The 16,786-nt window shown below is 74.9% G+C and carries 8 protein-coding genes; 7 read left to right on the top strand and 1 reads right to left on the bottom strand.

Translation table 11 applies throughout. The features are described 5' to 3' along the window. The first annotated feature begins 27 nt into the window (after positions 1-27). From ACIRO3_RS18805 to ACIRO3_RS18785, 5 genes are all read left to right on the top strand, one after another. Entirely contained in the window at positions 28-5,724 is a 5,697-nt protein-coding gene (locus tag ACIRO3_RS18805) for an SDR family NAD(P)-dependent oxidoreductase (protein WP_404137895.1), read from the top strand. Further along, complete coding sequence (locus tag ACIRO3_RS18800) at positions 5,721-8,870, top strand: amino acid adenylation domain-containing protein (RefSeq protein ID WP_404137892.1); 3,150 nt, start codon at positions 5,721-5,723, stop codon at positions 8,868-8,870. Before ACIRO3_RS18805 ends, ACIRO3_RS18800 begins: the two co-directional genes overlap by 4 nt. Positions 8,871-8,937: 67 nt before the next feature. Continuing rightward, complete coding sequence (locus tag ACIRO3_RS18795; protein ID WP_404137889.1) at positions 8,938-10,746, top strand: non-ribosomal peptide synthetase; 1,809 nt, start codon at positions 8,938-8,940, stop codon at positions 10,744-10,746. After that, complete coding sequence (locus tag ACIRO3_RS18790) at positions 10,743-11,966, top strand: argininosuccinate synthase-related protein (protein WP_404137887.1); 1,224 nt, start codon at positions 10,743-10,745, stop codon at positions 11,964-11,966. Before ACIRO3_RS18795 ends, ACIRO3_RS18790 begins: the two co-directional genes overlap by 4 nt. After that, positions 11,963-13,267: an acetyl-CoA carboxylase biotin carboxylase subunit family protein gene (locus ACIRO3_RS18785; RefSeq protein ID WP_404137884.1), complete on the top strand. Its 1,305-nt coding sequence runs from the start codon at positions 11,963-11,965 to the stop codon at positions 13,265-13,267. Before ACIRO3_RS18790 ends, ACIRO3_RS18785 begins: the two co-directional genes overlap by 4 nt. Positions 13,268-13,304: 37 nt before the next feature. Here ACIRO3_RS18785 and ACIRO3_RS18780 read toward each other — a convergent pair whose 3' ends face one another. Next, positions 13,305-14,480, bottom strand: coding sequence for a PP2C family protein-serine/threonine phosphatase (locus ACIRO3_RS18780; RefSeq protein WP_404137881.1), 1,176 nt, complete (start codon positions 14,478-14,480; stop codon positions 13,305-13,307). Between the two features lie 223 nt (positions 14,481-14,703). On the opposite strand from ACIRO3_RS18780, the gene ACIRO3_RS18775 reads away from it, so the two are divergent. Both ACIRO3_RS18775 and ACIRO3_RS18770 read left to right on the top strand, forming a co-directional pair. Beyond that, positions 14,704-15,285 carry a MarR family winged helix-turn-helix transcriptional regulator gene (locus tag ACIRO3_RS18775; protein ID WP_404137879.1) on the top strand — a complete coding sequence of 194 codons (582 nt, stop codon included), beginning with the start codon at positions 14,704-14,706 and terminating at the stop codon, positions 15,283-15,285. Positions 15,286-15,517: 232 nt separating this feature from the next. Continuing rightward, positions 15,518-16,741: a PP2C family protein-serine/threonine phosphatase gene (locus tag ACIRO3_RS18770; protein WP_404137877.1), complete on the top strand. Its 1,224-nt coding sequence runs from the start codon at positions 15,518-15,520 to the stop codon at positions 16,739-16,741. Positions 16,742-16,786 lie beyond the last annotated feature (45 nt).

Here is a 16,786-nt window from a genome sequence, read left to right as displayed (position 1 = left end):
GAGAACGCCCGAAGGAGAAGACACCGCATGACCATTCAGGACACCAGGGAACCGGGATCCGCCGATTCGGCGGACCTGCCGGACGCGATCGCCGTCATCGGCCTCGCCTGCCGGTTCCCCGGCGCGCGCGACGCCGACGCCTTCTGGGCGAACCTCGTGGACGGCCGGGAGAGCGTCGCCTTCCGTACGCCCGGGGAACTCGCCGCCCTCGGGGTCCCGGCCGAGCGCCTGGCCGATCCCCGGTTCGTGCCGGCGGGCGGTGTCCTGGACGGCATCGACGAGTTCGATGCCGAGTACTTCGGGATCCCGCCCCGCGAGGCGGCGTTGATGGACCCGCAGCACCGGCTGTTCCTCCAGTGCGCGGTGACCGCGCTGGAGGACGCCGGTCAGCGGGCCGAGGGGTTCGACGGTTCGATCGGCGTGTACGCGTCGGCGGGCTTCAACTCCTACCTCACGCATCACCTGTTGCCCCATGCCGGGGAGCTGGGCGACCGCGCGGACGTCCAGTGGCTCGCCTCAGGCGACAAGGACTACCTGGCCACCCAGACCTCGTACCGGCTCGGGCTCACCGGTCCGAGCATGAGCGTGCAGACCGCGTGCTCCTCCGCGCTGGTCGCCGTGCACCTGGCGAGCGAGGCGCTGCTCAGCGGCGAGTGCGACGTGGCCCTGGCCGGCGCGGTGTCGGCGGGGGTGGCGCAGGGGCACGGCTACCTGCACTCGGAGGGCGGCATCCTGTCGGCCGACGGCCACTGCAGGCCCTTCGACGAGTCCGCCACCGGCACCGTGTTCGGCAGCGGCGTGGGCGCGGTCGTCCTCAAGCGGCTCGCCGACGCGGTGGCCGACGGTGACACGGTGCGGGCGCTGCTGTTGGGCTCCGCCGTGAACAACGACGGTTCCCGCAAGGTCGGGTTCACCGCGCCCGGCATGGACGGTCAGGTCCGGGTGATCTCGGCCGCGCAGGCCGTCGCCGGGGTCACGCCCGCCGAGGTCTCCTACGTGGAGGCGCACGGCACCGCCACCGCGCTCGGGGACCGCATCGAACTGGCCGCCCTGGCACGGGCCTTCGGATCCGCGCCGGACGCGGAGCGGGTGCTGGGCGCGGTCAAGTCGAACGTCGGGCACCTGGACACCTGCGCCGGCATGGCCGGGTTGATCAAGACCGTGCTCTGTCTGCAACACCGTACGCTCGTCCCCACCGCGCACTTCGAGCGGCCGAGCGAGGGCCTGGCCGAGACCGGGTTCCGCGTCCTGACGGCGCCCGAGGGCTGGTCCCGTCCCGACGGCGAACGCGTCGCGGGCGTCAGCTCCTTCGGGATCGGCGGCACCAACGCGCACGTGATCCTCCAGGACCCGCCGCCACTGCCGCGCCCCGCCCGGCCCGCGCCGCGGGCCACCGGGTGGGAGGTGCTCCCGCTGTCCGCGCGCACGCCCGAGGCGCTGGAGCGGGCCGCCGCCCGGCTGGACGGCGCGCTCGCCGCGCCCGGCGCGCCGGACCTGTCCGACGCCGCGCACACCCTCCAGACCGGGCGCACCGCCCACGCCTGGCGCGGTGCGGTCCTGGCGCCGCGCCACGGCGCCGCCGGACCGATCGCCGCGGTCCGGCCCGTCCGGGCCGCCGAACGCGAGCCGGACGTCGTCCTGCTGTACCCCGGCCAGGGCGCCGGGGCGCCCGGCCTGGCCGCCGAGCCGTACGAGGCGGAACCCGTGTTCCGCGAGGCCCTGGACCGCGCCCTGGACGCGTTGGAGCCCTGGACCGGGGCGACGCCCCGGGCGCTGCTGCTGGACCCCTCGCACCCGGACCTGTTCGACCGCACCGAGGTGGCGCAACCGGCGCTCTTCGCCGTCGAGTACGCGCTGACCGCGTGGTGGACGGCCGTGGGGATCCGCCCCGTCGCGCTGGTCGGGCACAGCGTCGGCGAGTTCGCCGCCGCGTGCGCCGCCGGGGTGTTCACCCTCCGGGACGCGGCGCGACTGGTCGCCGAGCGCGGGCGGCTGATGAGCGGCATGCCCCCGGGCGCGATGCTCGCGGTGCCGCTGCCCGAGCGCGAGACGCGGGCGCACCTGGACCGACTCGGCCGGGAACTCGACCCCGCGGACGCCCCGTTGCCGGAGATCGCCGCCGTCAACGCGCCGGACCGCTGCGTGGTGGCGGGCGATCCGGCGGCCGTGGACCGCTTCGCCGCGCTGCTGGCCGACCAGGGGGTGACGGGCCGTGTGCTCGGCGTCGGGCACGCCTTCCACAGCCGGCACGCCGACCCGCTGCTGGACGAGTTCACGAAACTGGTGGCCTCGGTGCCCGCGCAGGCGCCCGCCGTCACCGTGGTGTCGACCCTGACCGGGCGCGCCCTGACGGCGCGGGAGGCCCGGTCGCCCGCGTACTGGGTGCGGCAGATGCGGCGCACCGTACGGTTCGCGGACGCGCTCGCCGCCCTGCCGGAGGGGGCCGTACTCCTCGAAGCGGGCCCCGGGCAGGCCCTGTCGGGGTTCGCCCGACGGACCGCGGGTGCGGAGCGGCTCGTCCTGCCGTCCCTGTACGCCGCGGACTCCGGCGCGCGTGGCCCCGACGGTCCCCCGGCCCGGCTGGCCGCCCTCGCCGGGTTGTGGGAGCGGGGCGTGGCCGTCGACTGGTCCGCCCTCGGGGAGCGGGCGGGACGGCGGCGTGTACCGCTGCCCGGCTACCCGTTCGAACCGGCCCGCCACTGGTTCACGCCGACGGGCGGCCCTCGGGGCGACCGGCCCCGTCCCGAGGCGTCGGCACCCGCCGTCACCGCGTCCACCGGCGCCCCGGCCGCCTCCGCGTCCGCCGGTTCCGTGGACGAGTGGTTCCGTGTGCCGTCCTGGTCCCAGACCGCGCCGCCCGCCACCGACCCGCACACCGCCCCCGGCACGGTCCTGCTCCTCGCCGACGAGACCGGGTTGGCCGGGCGGATCGCCGCGCGGCTCGTGCGGGAGGGCTCCGAGGTCCACACCGTACGGGCCCTCGCCCGCACTCCCGACGGCGCTGCCGACGACACCGCGAGCGGGCGGGCGCCCGGGCGCGTGGTCGACCCCGAGGACCCCCGGGCCTTCTCGACGCTGGTCGATGAGCTGGCCGCACAGGGCCACGCGATCGACACGGTCGTCTCCTGTTGGGCGCTCGACGCCCTCGACGCGGAGCGGGCCGACCCCGCCGAGGTGGAACGGGGCGCCCTCCTCGCCCTCACCGTGCCCGCCGAGCTGGCGCAGGCCCTGAGCGCCGCCTTCCCCGGCCGTCCGGTACGGATGCTGCTGGTCAGCGACGGGGCCCACGGCGTGCACGGCCGCTCTCCCCGCACCCCGCAGGCCGCCACCGCCATGGGAGCCGTACGCGCGCTGCCCGGCGAACTGCCCGGGTTCACCCTGGGCGCCCTCGATCTCGACTGCGCGCCCCACGACGCCCCGGCGCTGGAACGCGCCGCCGACGCGGCCCTGGTCGAGCTGCGGGCGGCGGGGCCGGCGGCGCCGCTGATCGCCGTTCGGGGGCGGGCTCGGCTCGTGCCCGGCTGGGACCGGCCCGCGCTGCTCGCCGGGAACGAGGCGTCGGTCTCGCCCACCTCGGCTCTCCCGGGCGGCGGTTGGCTGATCACCGGGGGTCTCGGCGGCATCGGCCTGGCCGTCGCCGGGCGCCTCGCCCGGGACGGCGGCCGCACGCTGCTGCTGGTCGGCCGACGCCCGGTGCCGGACGGCCCGGGCTGGACCACGATCAGGCCCGCGGGCGCCGCCGCCGCCCCCGACTGCCCGCCGGAGCAGGCCAGGGCCCTGGCCGAACTGACCGCGCACGGGGCGGCCGTCTGCCTCGTGCAGTGCGACGTCACCGATGCCGGGGAACTGGAGTCCGCCCTCGGCCGGATCCGCGCCGCACACGGCGCGATCGCCGGGATCGTGCACGCCGCCGGCCTGCCGGGCGGCGGCACCATGGCCCTGCGGACCCGGCGGGACGTGGCCGCGGTACTGGCCCCCAAGGTGCGCGGGACCCTCCTGCTGCACCGCCTGACGGCCGAGGACCGGCCGGCCGTCGTGCTGTGTTCCTCGGTCCTGGCCGTCACCGACGCCGCCGGGCAGGCCGACTACAGCGGTGCCAACGCCTTCCTGGACAGCTACGCGCACACCGACGACACCCTCGTGTCCATCGGCTGGGACCGCTGGTCCGAGACCGGGATGGCACTGCGCCACGCCCTCGGGAGCACCCCGGACGACGCCGGTGACCCGCTGGACCACCCGCTGTTCGAGGCCCGCCACACCGGCGGGGACGGTTGGACCGCGCTGAGGCTGCGCACCGGCCCGGACACCGACTGGCTGTCCGCCGAGCACCGGCTGTCGGGTGAGCCCGTGCTGCCCGGTACGGCGCTCCTCGACCTCGCCGTCGCGGCGCACCGTCTGGTGGCGGGTCCGGGGCCGGTGGAGCTGGACGCCGTGTTCACCCTGCCGCTGTGGCTGCCGGAGGGCCGGCCGACGGTGGTGACCGTACGGCTGCGTCCCGCCGCGGGCGGGGGGCACGACTGGGAGGTGTGCTCGTCCGCGTCCGCCCGTCCGCACGGCCAGGGCCGGATCGCCCCGTACGAGGGCCCCGCCCCCGAGTGGACGGCCCCCGACGGGACGATCACCGACGGGACGGCCCTCGACGGAGGCGCGCCGACCGGCGCGGTGCGGCGCCCGGTCGCCCCGGCCGGGGGCGACGGCGCCACCGGCGCCGTGGGGCTGACCACGGGCCCGCGGTGGGACTGCCTCGACGGGATCCACCGGGGTGACGCGCAGGCCCTGCTGACGATGCGCCTGCCCGAGGCGTTCCACGGCGACCTCTCCGCGCATCCGCTGCACCCGGCGTTGCTGGACGTGGCGACGGGCGCCGCGGCGGGCCTGTCGGGTCGCCACCTGCCGGTCGCCTACCGGCGCGTGATCGTCCATCGGGACCTCGGCGACGCGCTGCGCGCCCACGTGGTCATGCGGTCCGGGGACCCGGCCGGCGACGACACCCTGGTCGCGGACGTGTTCCTCACCGCCCCGGACGGCTCCCCGCTGACGTCGGTGGAGGGCTTCGTGCTGCGCGCGGTCACCGCGCCCGCCGGCGTGGACCGCCCGGGTGCGCCCGGCCGGCCCGGCGACACCGGCGACACCGGCGGCATCGCGACCGGGCGGGGTCTGCTCGCCCTCGAACGGATCCTCGCCAACCGTCACCTGCCGCACGTGCTGGTGAGCCCGCGCGCCGGCCTCGCGCACCCGCTGCCCGGCGCCGGCGCCGAATCGGCGGCCGGCGCGGTGGTCGCCCGCCCGGACTCCCCGGACTCCCCCGAGGACACCGCGCGCCCCGTGGACCCGGACGACATCGGGCAGCGGATCGCCGACGTGTGGTCCCGGATGCTGGGCGTGCCCCGGATCGGCGCCGACGACAGCGTCTTCGAGCTGGGCGCGGACTCCCTGACCATCGTGCAGATCACCGCCGAACTCCAGCGCATCGGCCTGGCCGTGGCGCCGAGCGACCTGTTCGCCCACCCGACCGCGGGCGGCCTCGCCGCCCACCTCCGCGACGCGGCCGACGCCGCCTCCGGGGGACCCGCGGCGCCCGGGACCCCGGGGTCCGGACCACCGGCCCCCGTCGCCGAGGCACCGCCCCGCGCGGACACCGGCGCCTTCCCGGACGCCGATCTCAGCACCGAGGACCTGGCACAGGTCATGAACCTGTTCGGGTTCGGAGAGGACAAGAAATGAACGACATCGAGGACATCTACCCGCTCTCGCCTGCCCAGGAGGGCATGCTCTTCCACAGCACGACCTCTCCGGAGCACGGCCTCTACGTGGAGCTCACCACCTTCCGCGTCAGCGGGGACCTCGACGTCCAGGGCCTCACCGCTGCCTGGCGGGCCGCCGCCGCCCGCCATCCCGTCCTGCGCACCGCGTTCGTCCACGAGCGGATCAGCGCACCGCGCCAGGTGGTCCTGCCCACCGCGGAGGTGCCCGTCGACTTCCGTGACCTGTCGCACCTCGACGGGGCCGCCCGCGACACGGAGATCGCCGGCGAGCTGGACCGCAGGCGCCGCGAGCCCTTCGACCTGACCCGCCCGCCGCTGATGCGGCTGCTCGTCCTGCGCCTCCCGGACGAGCACCTCCTCGTGTGGACCTACCACCACCTGCTGCTCGACGGCTGGTCGGCGGCCCTGCTGATGGCCGAGGTCACCGCGACGCTCGGCGGCGCGGACCCGGGTCGCCCGGCGCCCCCGCCGTTTCGCGAGTACATCGCCTGGCTGCGCGGTCAGGACGCGGACCGGGACCGGGAGTTCTGGACCGGGCACCTCGCCGGCTACCGGGAGCCCGCCACCCTCACGCTCCCCGGAACCCGTCCCGGGGCCCGCCCGTCCGGCGACTACCGCAGGGTCTCCACGACCCTGCCGGCCGCGACCACCGACCGGCTGCGGGCGCTCGCGGCGTCCCGCTCCACCACGCTCGGCAGCGTGGTCGAGGCCGCGTGGGCCGGGACCCTGGCCCGGTACAGCGGCAAGCAGGACGTGGTCTTCGGTGTCACCGTCTCCGGTCGCCCGGCCGGTCTGGACCGGGCCGCCGAGATGATCGGCATGTTCATCAACACCGTCGCGACCCGCGCCCGGATCGAGCCGGACCTGCCCGCGGACGCCTGGCTGTCGCGGTACGCGCAGGCCCGGCACCCCATCCTGGAGCACCAGCACACCCCGCTGACCGAGGTGCAGCGGTGGGCCGGACTGCAACCGGGCGTCGCGCTCTTCGACTCCGTGGTCGTGTTCGAGAACTACCCGGACGAGTCGCGGGCCGTGCTCTCCGGCGGCGCGGTCATCACCGACGTCCGCTACGAGACCCGCACGAACTACGCGGTGACCCTCGTCGTGCGGACCGGGCGGGACACCCACCTCCAGGCGGTCGTGGACTCCGCCCGCTTCGACGAGGGCGAGGCCGAGGCGCTGCTCGCCCACGTCGCGACGGTCCTCACCCGGTTCGCCGACCGGCCGCAGGCGCCCGTACGCGAACTCCTCGCCGTCCCCGAGCCGGTGCGCGCGCTCCAGCTCGACCGCTGGAACGGCGCCGAGGTCGACCGGACCCCGCCGCGCGCGCTCCTGGCCGACCTGATCGGCGCGGCCGTCCGCGACCGCCCCGACCACCCGGCCGTGGTCGCCGGATCGACCACGTACGACTACCGCGCACTCGACGCGCGGGCCACGGCGCTGGCCCTGCGGCTGGTCGCCCTCGGGGTGCGCGGCGGCGACCGGGTGGCGGTCTGCCTCGGTCGGGGCGCCGACCTGGTCACCGCGCTGCTCGCCGTCGCGCGGGCGGGCGCCGCCTTCGTGCCGCTCGATCCGTCGCACCCGGCGGACCGGATCGCGTACGTGCTGCAGGACGCGGCCCCCGCGCTGGTCCTCACCGACGGCACGCCGCTGCCGGGCCCGGAGTCCTGGGCCGGCACGGTGCTCGACCTGTCCCGGGAGACGCTCGCGCCGGACGCCGGCGAGGACGGCACCCGGCCCGACCCGGCGGTCCTGCCCGAAGCGGACCCGGACGGGCTCGCCTACCTCATCTACACCTCGGGTTCCACCGGCAACCCCAAGGGCGTGGCGGTCGGCCACCGGGCGCTCGCGAACCTCGTGGACGCTCTGGCGTTCCGCCACCCCGGGCTCACGGCCGAGGACCGGTTCCTGGCCCTCACCACGCTGACCTTCGACACCTCGCTGGCCGAGCTGCTCGTACCGCTGGCCGTCGGGGCGACCGTGCACGTCGGACACCGTTCGCTGGGGCTGAGCGGCACCGAGCTGGACCGGTACGTCGAGCAGCACGGCATCACGGCCCTCCAGGCGACCCCGTCCCGGTACCGGGCGCTGCTCGACTCCGGTTGGCAGGGCGTGGACCGGCCCCGGCTCTACAGCTGCGGCGAGGCGTTCCCGCCGGACCTGACGGCCCCGTTGACGGAGCGCGGGTCGAGCGTGTGGAACATGTACGGGCCCACCGAGACCACCGTCTACTCCAGCGTGGAGGAGATCCGCAAGGACACCGTGCGGGTCACGGTGGGGCGTCCCCTCTCCAACACCGTGCTGCGCGTGCTCGACCCGGCCGACGCCCTGCTGCCGATCGGTTGCGTGGGCGAGCTGTGCATCGGTGGCGACGGGGTCGCCGAGGGCTACTGGAACCTTCCCGAACTCACCGCGGAGCGCTTCGTCGGCGACCCGTTCACCGGTGGGCGCACCCGGATGTTCCGCACCGGCGACCACGCCCGTGTGCTGCCCGACGGCCGGGTGGAGGTCCTCGGCCGGATCGACCGCCAGCTGAAGCTGCGCGGGTACCGCATCGAGCCGAGCGAGATCGAGGCGGTGCTCCTGGACCTGGCCGCGGTGGCGGGCGCCGCGGTGGCCGTGCGGGACGGTCGGCTGGTCGCGTGGACCGTGCCGACGGAGCGCGCCGCCGTGCTCGAACCCGCCTGGTTGGCGAGTGAGTTGCGACGCAGGCTGCCGTCGTACATGATTCCGGAAACCTTCGTGGGGCTGGCCGAACTGCCGCTGACTCCGGCGGGCAAGACGGATCTCCTCGCGTTGCGGGCGCCGCTGCCCGCGCCGGAGGGGGCGACGGACGCCCCCGCGCCGGAGGTCGTCGGCGCCGCGGAGGCACAGGGGCGGGAGGAACTGGTCGCGAAGCTGTTCCGGGACGTGCTCTCCCTGCCCGAGGTCGGGCTCGACGACGACTTCTTCGAACTCGGCGGCGACTCGCTGCGGGCGATGCGCCTGGCTTCCAAGCTCCAGGCCGAACTGGGCGCCGAGTTGGACATCGAGCTGTTCTTCGACGCCTCCACGGTCCGCGAACTCACGGCGGCGCTCGCCGAGGCCCTCCCGGAATCCGACTGACGACACCGCAGGGCCCGCCGCGGGCGGCGGAGCGGACACACACCACACACCGATGGGAACACGCGTGATGGCCACCCTTCTCGAACCGGCCGAAGACCGGCTCGACACCCTGCTGTTGAGACGGTGGGACGGCGCCCCCGAGCGGGTCGCCGTCATCGACGGCGACCGGGAGATCACCGCGGGCGCGCTCCGGGACCGTTGCCTGCGGGTCGCCTCGCTGCTGCGGCGGCGGGGGGCGCGTCCCGGCGACCGGGTGGCGGTCTACCTGGAGCGCTCCGCGGAGTTCGTGGTGGGCGTGAGCGGTGTGGTCATCTCCGGCGCCGCCCAGGTCGCGTTCGACACCGACGATCCGGTGGAGCGCACCCTCGACATGCTGGCCGACTGCCGGCCCCGGCTGCTGATCACCACCTCGGCCCTTCGGTCCCGGTTCCCCGCCGGGCTCGACGTCGAGGTGGTGACGGTCGAGGAGTGCGCGGCCGAGGAGCCGGTCGGCGCGTTCGAGCCCGCCGCCGACCTGGCCGAGCGGCCCGCGGTGGCCATCTACACCTCGGGCTCCACCGGCCGCCCCAAGGCCTCCCTCATCCCGCACCGGGCGATCGCCAGTCGCCTGAGGGCGCTCCAGCGCGCCCACGGGCTGGGCGAGGACGACCGGATGCTGCACCACACCGCGTGCAGCTTCGACATGTTCCTCATCGAGGTGTACTGGCCGCTGATCACCGGTGCCACGATGGTGATCGCGGCGCCGGGCCGCCAACGCGACGCCGACTACCTCGCGCGGACGCTCCGCGAGGCGCACGTCACCACCTTCTACTGCGTGGTCTCCCTGCTCGACCTGTTCCTGTCGGCCCGCGGCCCGGAGGAACGCTTCGACGGACTGCGCCGGGTCCTCACCGGCGGGGAGCCGCTCGGCCCCGGGCTGGTGCGCCGCTTCCACGCCCGGTCCACCGCGCCGCTCACCAACCTGTACGGCCCGAGCGAGTGCACGATCTACTGCACGGCGTGGGTTTTGCCGCGGGACACGGAACTGGAGACCGTGTACATCGGGCCGGCCATCGAGGACACCACGCTGCGGATCCTCGACGAGGACGGCCGTCCGGTGGCCGACGGGGAGCCGGGCGAGTTGTACATAGGCGGCGCCGGTCTCGCCCTGGGCTACCTCGACCGACCCGAGCTGACGGCCGAGCGGTTCGTCCCGGACCACCTCGGCGATCCGGGCGACATCCTCTACCGTTCCGGGGACCTCGTGCGGAGCCATCCGGTGGGAGGGCTGGAGTTCCTCGGCCGGGTGGACCTCCAGGTGAAGGTGCGGGGCTACCGCATCGAGCTCGGTGAGATCGAGTCCGCGGCCTTGCGCGTGCCCGGCGTCCGCCAGGCGGCCGTGGTCGCGAGCGGGTCCGGCGGCGAGGCACGCCTGGTCGGCTTCCTGGTGACCGAGCCGGGCGCCGACCCGGAGGGCACCGCCGCGGCCGTCCGCGAGGCACTGCGCCGCGCGCTTCCCGGGTACATGGTCCCGGCCGCCCTCACCGGGCTGGCGGAGCTGCCGCTGACCGCCAACGGCAAGCTCGACCGTGCCCTGTTGACGCGCCGGGCGCTCACGGCGCTGCCGGCCACCACCGCGTTGGAGACGCCCGCCGCCGAGGCGGGCGAGGTGGAGAAACTCGTCGCCGACGTCTGGTGCGAGGCCCTCGCCCTGCCGGCGATCGGCCTGCACGACGACTTCTTCGAGGTCGGCGGGGACTCCTTCAAGGTGATCCGCGCGACCCGGAAGCTGGAGAAACTGCTCGGTTTCGAGGTGCCGATGCACCTGGTGTTCGACGAACCCACCGTCGCGGGGTTCAGTGCCGCCCTCGCCGAGCGGCGGGAGGACGAACAGTGAGACCCCGGACCCCGATCCGCTCGTTCGACGACCTCCGTCTCGACGCGCCCGACGTGTCCTCCCCCGTCGTCACCCTCTTCAGCGGCGGGCTCGACAGCACGTACCTGTTGCTGCGGCTGGTCCGGGCGGGCGTACGGGACGTGCACGCGCTCAGCGTCGATCTCGGCGAGGACGAGAGCAGCGCGTGCAAGCAGGCGATCGCCGACCAACTCGGCGTCCGGCTGCACCTGGTGGATGCCCGCGAGAGGTTCGCGCAGGAGTACGTCCGCCCCGCGATCGCCGCGCACGCCGTGTACCTCGACACCCACCCGATCAGCAGCTCGCTGAGCCGGCCGCTGATCGCCGAGATCGCCGTGGACACGGCGCGCCGACTCGGTGCCGAAACGGTCCTGCACACCGCGAACCGCTCGCAGAACACCCTGCGCCGACTCAACGGGGCCCTGGACCTGCTCGGGTTCGCCGGGCGCCACGGCAGCCCGTACGACCTGACCCCCGTCGACCGGGACCGCAAGATGCACGAGCTGAAGGAGGCCGGGCTCGACCAGTTGAACGAGCGGCTGGTCAGCGGCGACTCCAACCTGTGGTGTCGGGAGTTCGAGTCGGGAATCCTCGACGACCCCGAGGACCACGCCGTACCGGAGGAGCTGTACCGGTGGAGCGTGCCGCGGCCCGGGACGGGCCCGGAGGAGATCGAGATCGGTTTCGACCGGGGCCGGCCCGTCTCGGTGGACGGTCGCCCCCTGCCGTTGACGGACCTCGTCGAGACGCTCAACCGGCGGGTCGGGGCGCACGGCATCGGCCGGTACTCCGGGCTGGAGCACCTGGCCGCGGGACAGAAGGTCCTGGAGGTCAGGGAGATGCCGGCGGCGACCCTGCTGCTGCGCTCCCACCGTCACCTGGAGACGGCGACGCTGCCCGCGGAGACCATCCGGGAGAAGATGCACCAGGAGCAGATCTGGGTGCGCGAGGCCGTGGAGGGCCGCTGGTTCGACGGCCTGCGGCGCGCGAGCCAGGCCTTCGTCGACGTCTGCTCGCAGGGCGTCACCGGCACGGTCCGCTGGCGGCTCGGGGCGGGAACGGCCGTGACGCGGTCCATCGTCGCCGACGGGCCGCTCTACCTCCGGGACCGCGAGGCGTGGGAGCACGCCTCCGTCGCCGCCGAGCGGAGCTCGTTCGGCCCGGACCGCGCACCGGACCCCGAAAGGGCGTACCGCGCATGAGGCCCGCCCACGGCCCCGGGGGCGCGGCGCGGGCCGGGGACCCGCCCGTGTTGGCCGTCCTGTACGGGCGCGGCGCGGCCACCCCGCTGGGGCTCCTGGACACCGCGCGGGGGCGCTGCGCGGTGGTGTTCCTCGGCGATCTGGGCGACCCGCTGGTCGCCGCGGATCTGGCCCCGGTGTCGAGGACCACCCGGGTGGTGGACACCCGTGGGCTGACGGAGGCACAACTGTGCGCGCTCGTCGCCGGGTTGGCGCCCGACGGGGTGGTGACGTTCAGCGATTCGCTGCTCCGGGCGACCGCGGTCGCGGCGAAGGCGTGCGGCCTGCCGTTCCACGAACCCGACACCGCGGACGTGTTGGTGGACAAGTTCCGCCAGCGCCGGGCCCTGGCGTCGGCCGGGGTCCAGAGCACCGCGTGCCGACTGATCCGCTCCGCCGGGGACCTCGCCCCGGCGCTGGCGGCCACCGGGCTGCCCGCGGTCATCAAGCCGCGGGCGGGGTGCAGCAGCACGGACACCTGCCGGGTGGACAGTGCGGAGGAACTCGCGGCGCGGTACGCGGAGTTCACCGACGGGGTGGCGCGGCCCCGCGCGTACGTGCTGGAGGAGTACCTGGTCGGCGACCCCTCGGCGGTGGGGGACTTCTGGGGCGACTACGTCTCGGTCGAGTCGGTGACCAGGGACGGCGACACCAGGACGGTGGGCGTCACGGGCAAGCTGCCGCTCGCCTTCCCCTTCCGGGAGACCGGGCTGTTCGTCCCGGCCGAACTCCCCGCGGACCTCGTCGAGCAGGTGGTCCGGTTGGAGCGGCGGGCGTTGCGGGCGCTCGGCGTCCGTGAGGGGGTGACCCACACGGAGATCAAGTTCACCCCCGGGGGTCCCCGGGTGATCGAGGTCAACGGCCGCATCGGCGGCGGCATCTCGGACATCCTCAAGCGCTCGTCGGGAGTCGACCTGCTGGGCCACGCCGTCGATGCGGCGCTCGGCGCCTTCGACCCGCCCGAACCGGTGCTCGGGCTCGACGGGTCCGACCGCAGGGTCGCCTTCCAGTACCTCGTCTCCCCGCCGTCGGACGCCTGCGTCCCCGGCGGGGACGAGCTCCTCGACGACCTCTACGACATCCCCGGCGTCGATCTGGTGGACGTCGGGATCACCCCGGGGTGGCGGGCGGACTGGCGGGCGGGGACGGAGTGGATCCTGGGTACCGTCTACGGCTCGGCGCCCGGGTTCGCCGAGCTCCGGGTCACCCTCAAGGCCGTCCAGGACCGCATGGCCTCCTTCTGGTCCGAGGTCGAGGTGTGACACCGGGCCGCCCGGCGGGTGGCCCGGTGGGCGGGCGTCAGGCCTCTTCCCCCGGGCGGCCCGCCCAGTCCAGGCACAGCACCGTGGCGTCGTCGGTGGACTCGACGCCGGCGCCCCGGTGGCCCGCGAGGTGTTCCAGGATCGCCCCCGGTACCTGGGAGGGCGGCAGGAGACGGGTGCTGGTGATGGCCCGGGCGAGGGCGCGCAGGCTGTAGGCCTCGCCGGCCGGCGAGGCCACGTCGTAGACCCCGTCGCTCGCGAGCAGGAGCCGGTCCCCCGGTTCGACCCGGAAGTCCTGGCAGGTGTAGACCGTGTCCTCGAACATCCCGAGGGGCAGCTGGGCGTCCAGTTCGACGGCGTCGACGTTCCCGTCGCGCAACCGCCAGATCCTCGGCGACCCCGCGTCGACGATCTCGACGCGTCCGGTGTCCAGGTGGAAGTCGAGCAGCAGCATCGCCAGATGGCGCTCCCCCCGGTACTGCCCGTAGACCGCCTGATCCGCGAGGCAGGCCTGGTCGACCAGGTTGAGCCCGGCGCGGCGGGCGTTGCGCACGGCGTTGACGGCCAGGTTGGTCAGCAGCGCGGCGTCGATCCCCTCGCCCATGCCGTTGTTGACGGCGAGGGACAGGCGGTCGGCCGAGGTCGACCAGTCGAAGCAGTCGCCGTAGATGGCGTAGGCGGGCTCCAGCTGCGCGCCGAGGCTGTACTCGGGGCGGGCGCAGGAGCGGCCCGGGAGCAGCTGCCACTGCATCTCGGCGGCGAGGGTCAGCCGTTCCGTGCGCCGCGCCTGACGGAAGAGGTCGGTGTCCCGTTCGGCCACGAGGAGCTCGTGGCCGAGCGCGTCGGCCACCTGCCCAAGGTCGTCCCTGACCTCGGACGTACCGGCGCCCTCGGGCAACGTGACGCTCAGCACTCCGAGCCGATCGCCGCGCACGCTCACCGGCAGGTGGACGGTGACCCGCTCGCCGCCGGCCACGAGGTACGGCTCCTGCGCGCCGAAGGCCCGGCCCGGCGCCGTGGAGTACACCGACACCGGCTCGGCGTCGTGCGGCGGCGTGGTCAGGGGCCGCAGGCGGGTCATGGCGTAGTCGGCCAGCAGCAGCTCGACGGACAGCGCTCCGTGGCGTGCGACCAGCAGGGCGCGGACCTCGTCGAGCAGCTCGTGGGGTGCCGCGGCGCGCAGGATGCGCTCCACCGAATCACTTGGGGGCACGGGGTGCGGCCTGCCTCTCCTGGTCGTGGGTGTGGACGCGGTGTGAGCATCCGGTAGAGGAGTCTCACACGCGTCGCGGGCCCGGGCGTACCGGTGCGCCGCGAACCCCGCCCCGGGCGCCTGGTTCCGGGGCCGGACGGGCGTGGCCCGCCGATCTTCCACCGTGTCGGTCGGGACCGGGCGGAAGCGACATCCGGGGCGCGGCGGTGGCAGAGTGGGCCCCATGCCCCCTCTCGACGGTCGACCCGGCACGGAAGCGCACCCTTCCGTGACGACCGTCGCGGTCGCGGAGCTCCTCGAGGTGCTGCTGGCGCGCGGCCAGGACGCGGCGACACCCGCGATATCCCCCTCACAGCTGCGCGCGCTGCTCGTCGTGGAGCGGACGGAGGGCATCAACCTGCGCACCCTGGGCGCGATGCTCGGCTCCCGACCGCCGTCGGTGACGCGGCTATGCGACCGGATGGAGGCCATGGGGTTGCTGACCCGCTCGCGCAGCCGGACCAGCGGGCGCGAGGTCGAGTTGCACCCGACCCGACAGGGCAGGCTCCTGCTGGACGAGTACCGGGCGATCCGACTGCGGGAGTTGTCCGCCGTGCTCGACCTGATGGAACCGGCGGCGATCGAGGCGCTGATCGTGGGCCTGACGGGGTTGCGGCAGGCGGCGGCGGACCTCTTCGCCGCGGGGGCCCGGGCGCCGGGCGCCGGGGCGACGCCGGCCCCGCACGGGGCCGCGGCTCGGGAGCCGACCGCACGGGGGGCGGGTACCGAACCGTCGCGGGCCACCCGGCTGTCCGACACGGCCTGACGTCCTCGACGGGCGGCCGGCGGATCCGGGCGACTGGTCAGACCCGGATGATTGACCAGTTAAAATATTGCCCGATGGCAAATGATCGCTCTAGTCTCGCTTCGGACGCACCAGGCGCCCGTCGGGCCTGCGCGCTGTGTGGCGAGAGGGGAAACGCAACGCCATGGGGAGCGCTCTCGGCCTGGGGTCCTCGCACCCTGCAGACAATACGCAACCGCTGTCACGCGCAGTGGTGAGCCCGCCTCGGCAGGCCACGTCGATCGAGGAGGACCGCTCCCGCGCGCTGTGGAGCGGTCTGCCCCCGCGTGTCCTGCTCATCGAGGACGACGAGGGTGACGCCCTCCTCGTCGAGGAGCTGGTCGCGGACAGCGGGGTCGACGTCCGGCTCGGCCGCGCGGGTTCCCTGGCGGAGGCACTGCCCCGGCTGAAGGGCGAGGCGCCGCAGTGCGTCCTGCTGGACCTGCACCTGCCCGACGCCCACGGGCTCGACGCCCTGAACAAGGTGCTGGCCAACGCCGCCGAAGCGGCCGTGGTCGTCCTCACCGGTCTCTCCGAGGAGCAGGCCGGTCTCGCCGCCGTCGCGGCGGGGGCGCAGGACTACCTGGTCAAGGGCCGCCTGGAGGCAGACGTCTTCATGCGCGCCATCCGCTACGCGATCCAGCGCAAGCACACGGAACTCGCGGCGGCCTCCCTCCAGGCGAGCAGGCTGCGCGCGGAGGAGAACGCCCGACTGGAACGCGGCCTGCTGCCGACTCCGCTCCTGCTGGACCACACCGTCTCGGTCTGTGCCCGCTACCGGCCCGGGCGGGCCCAGGCGCTCCTCGGCGGTGACTTCTACGACGTCGTCCAGACTCCGGACGGGGCGACGCACGCCGTCGTCGGTGACGTCTCGGGCCACGGCCCGGACGAGGCGGCCCTCGGCGTGTGCCTGCGCGTGGCGTGGCGGGCGTTCGTCATGGCCGGCGCCCGCGGTCAGGACCTCCTCGAACTGTTGGAGAAGATCCTGGTCGCCGAGCGTTCCGGGCCCGAGATCTTCGCCACGCTCATCGCGCTCACCCGGCCGCCGGGCTCGCCGCACATCAGCGTGCAGCGCGCCGGCCACCCCGGTTTCCTGGTCCGCTCCTCGGCGGGAGTGCGACTGGAGGAGGTGCCCGGCGGTCCCGCGCTGGGCATCGTGCCCGACTGGGACACCCGCTGGCCCGTCGTCGAGGTCGCCGTCGAGAACGCGGGGGCCGTGATGCTCTTCACCGACGGGCTGATCGAGGGGCGGATCGGCTCCGGCTCGGACCGCCTCGACGAGGACGGGCTGCTCGACATCGCCCGCAAGCACAACGATCTGCCCGCGGACGCCTTCGTCGACACCCTCATCCACACCGCCCAGAGCCTGGCCGCGGACAGCGGGGGCCTGGCCGACGACGTCGCCGTACTCCACCTCGAATGGAACACCTCCTCGTGAGTACCCCGGACCGGACAGACACCCCGACACCGCCCCGTACCGGCC

It is taken from the genome of Streptomyces sp. NPDC102278 (assembly GCF_044766345.1).
GTDB lineage: Bacteria > Actinomycetota > Actinomycetes > Streptomycetales > Streptomycetaceae > Streptomyces.
The sequence above is the reverse complement of the archived record's forward strand: the minus strand, read 5'-3'. Positions and strand labels throughout refer to the sequence as shown.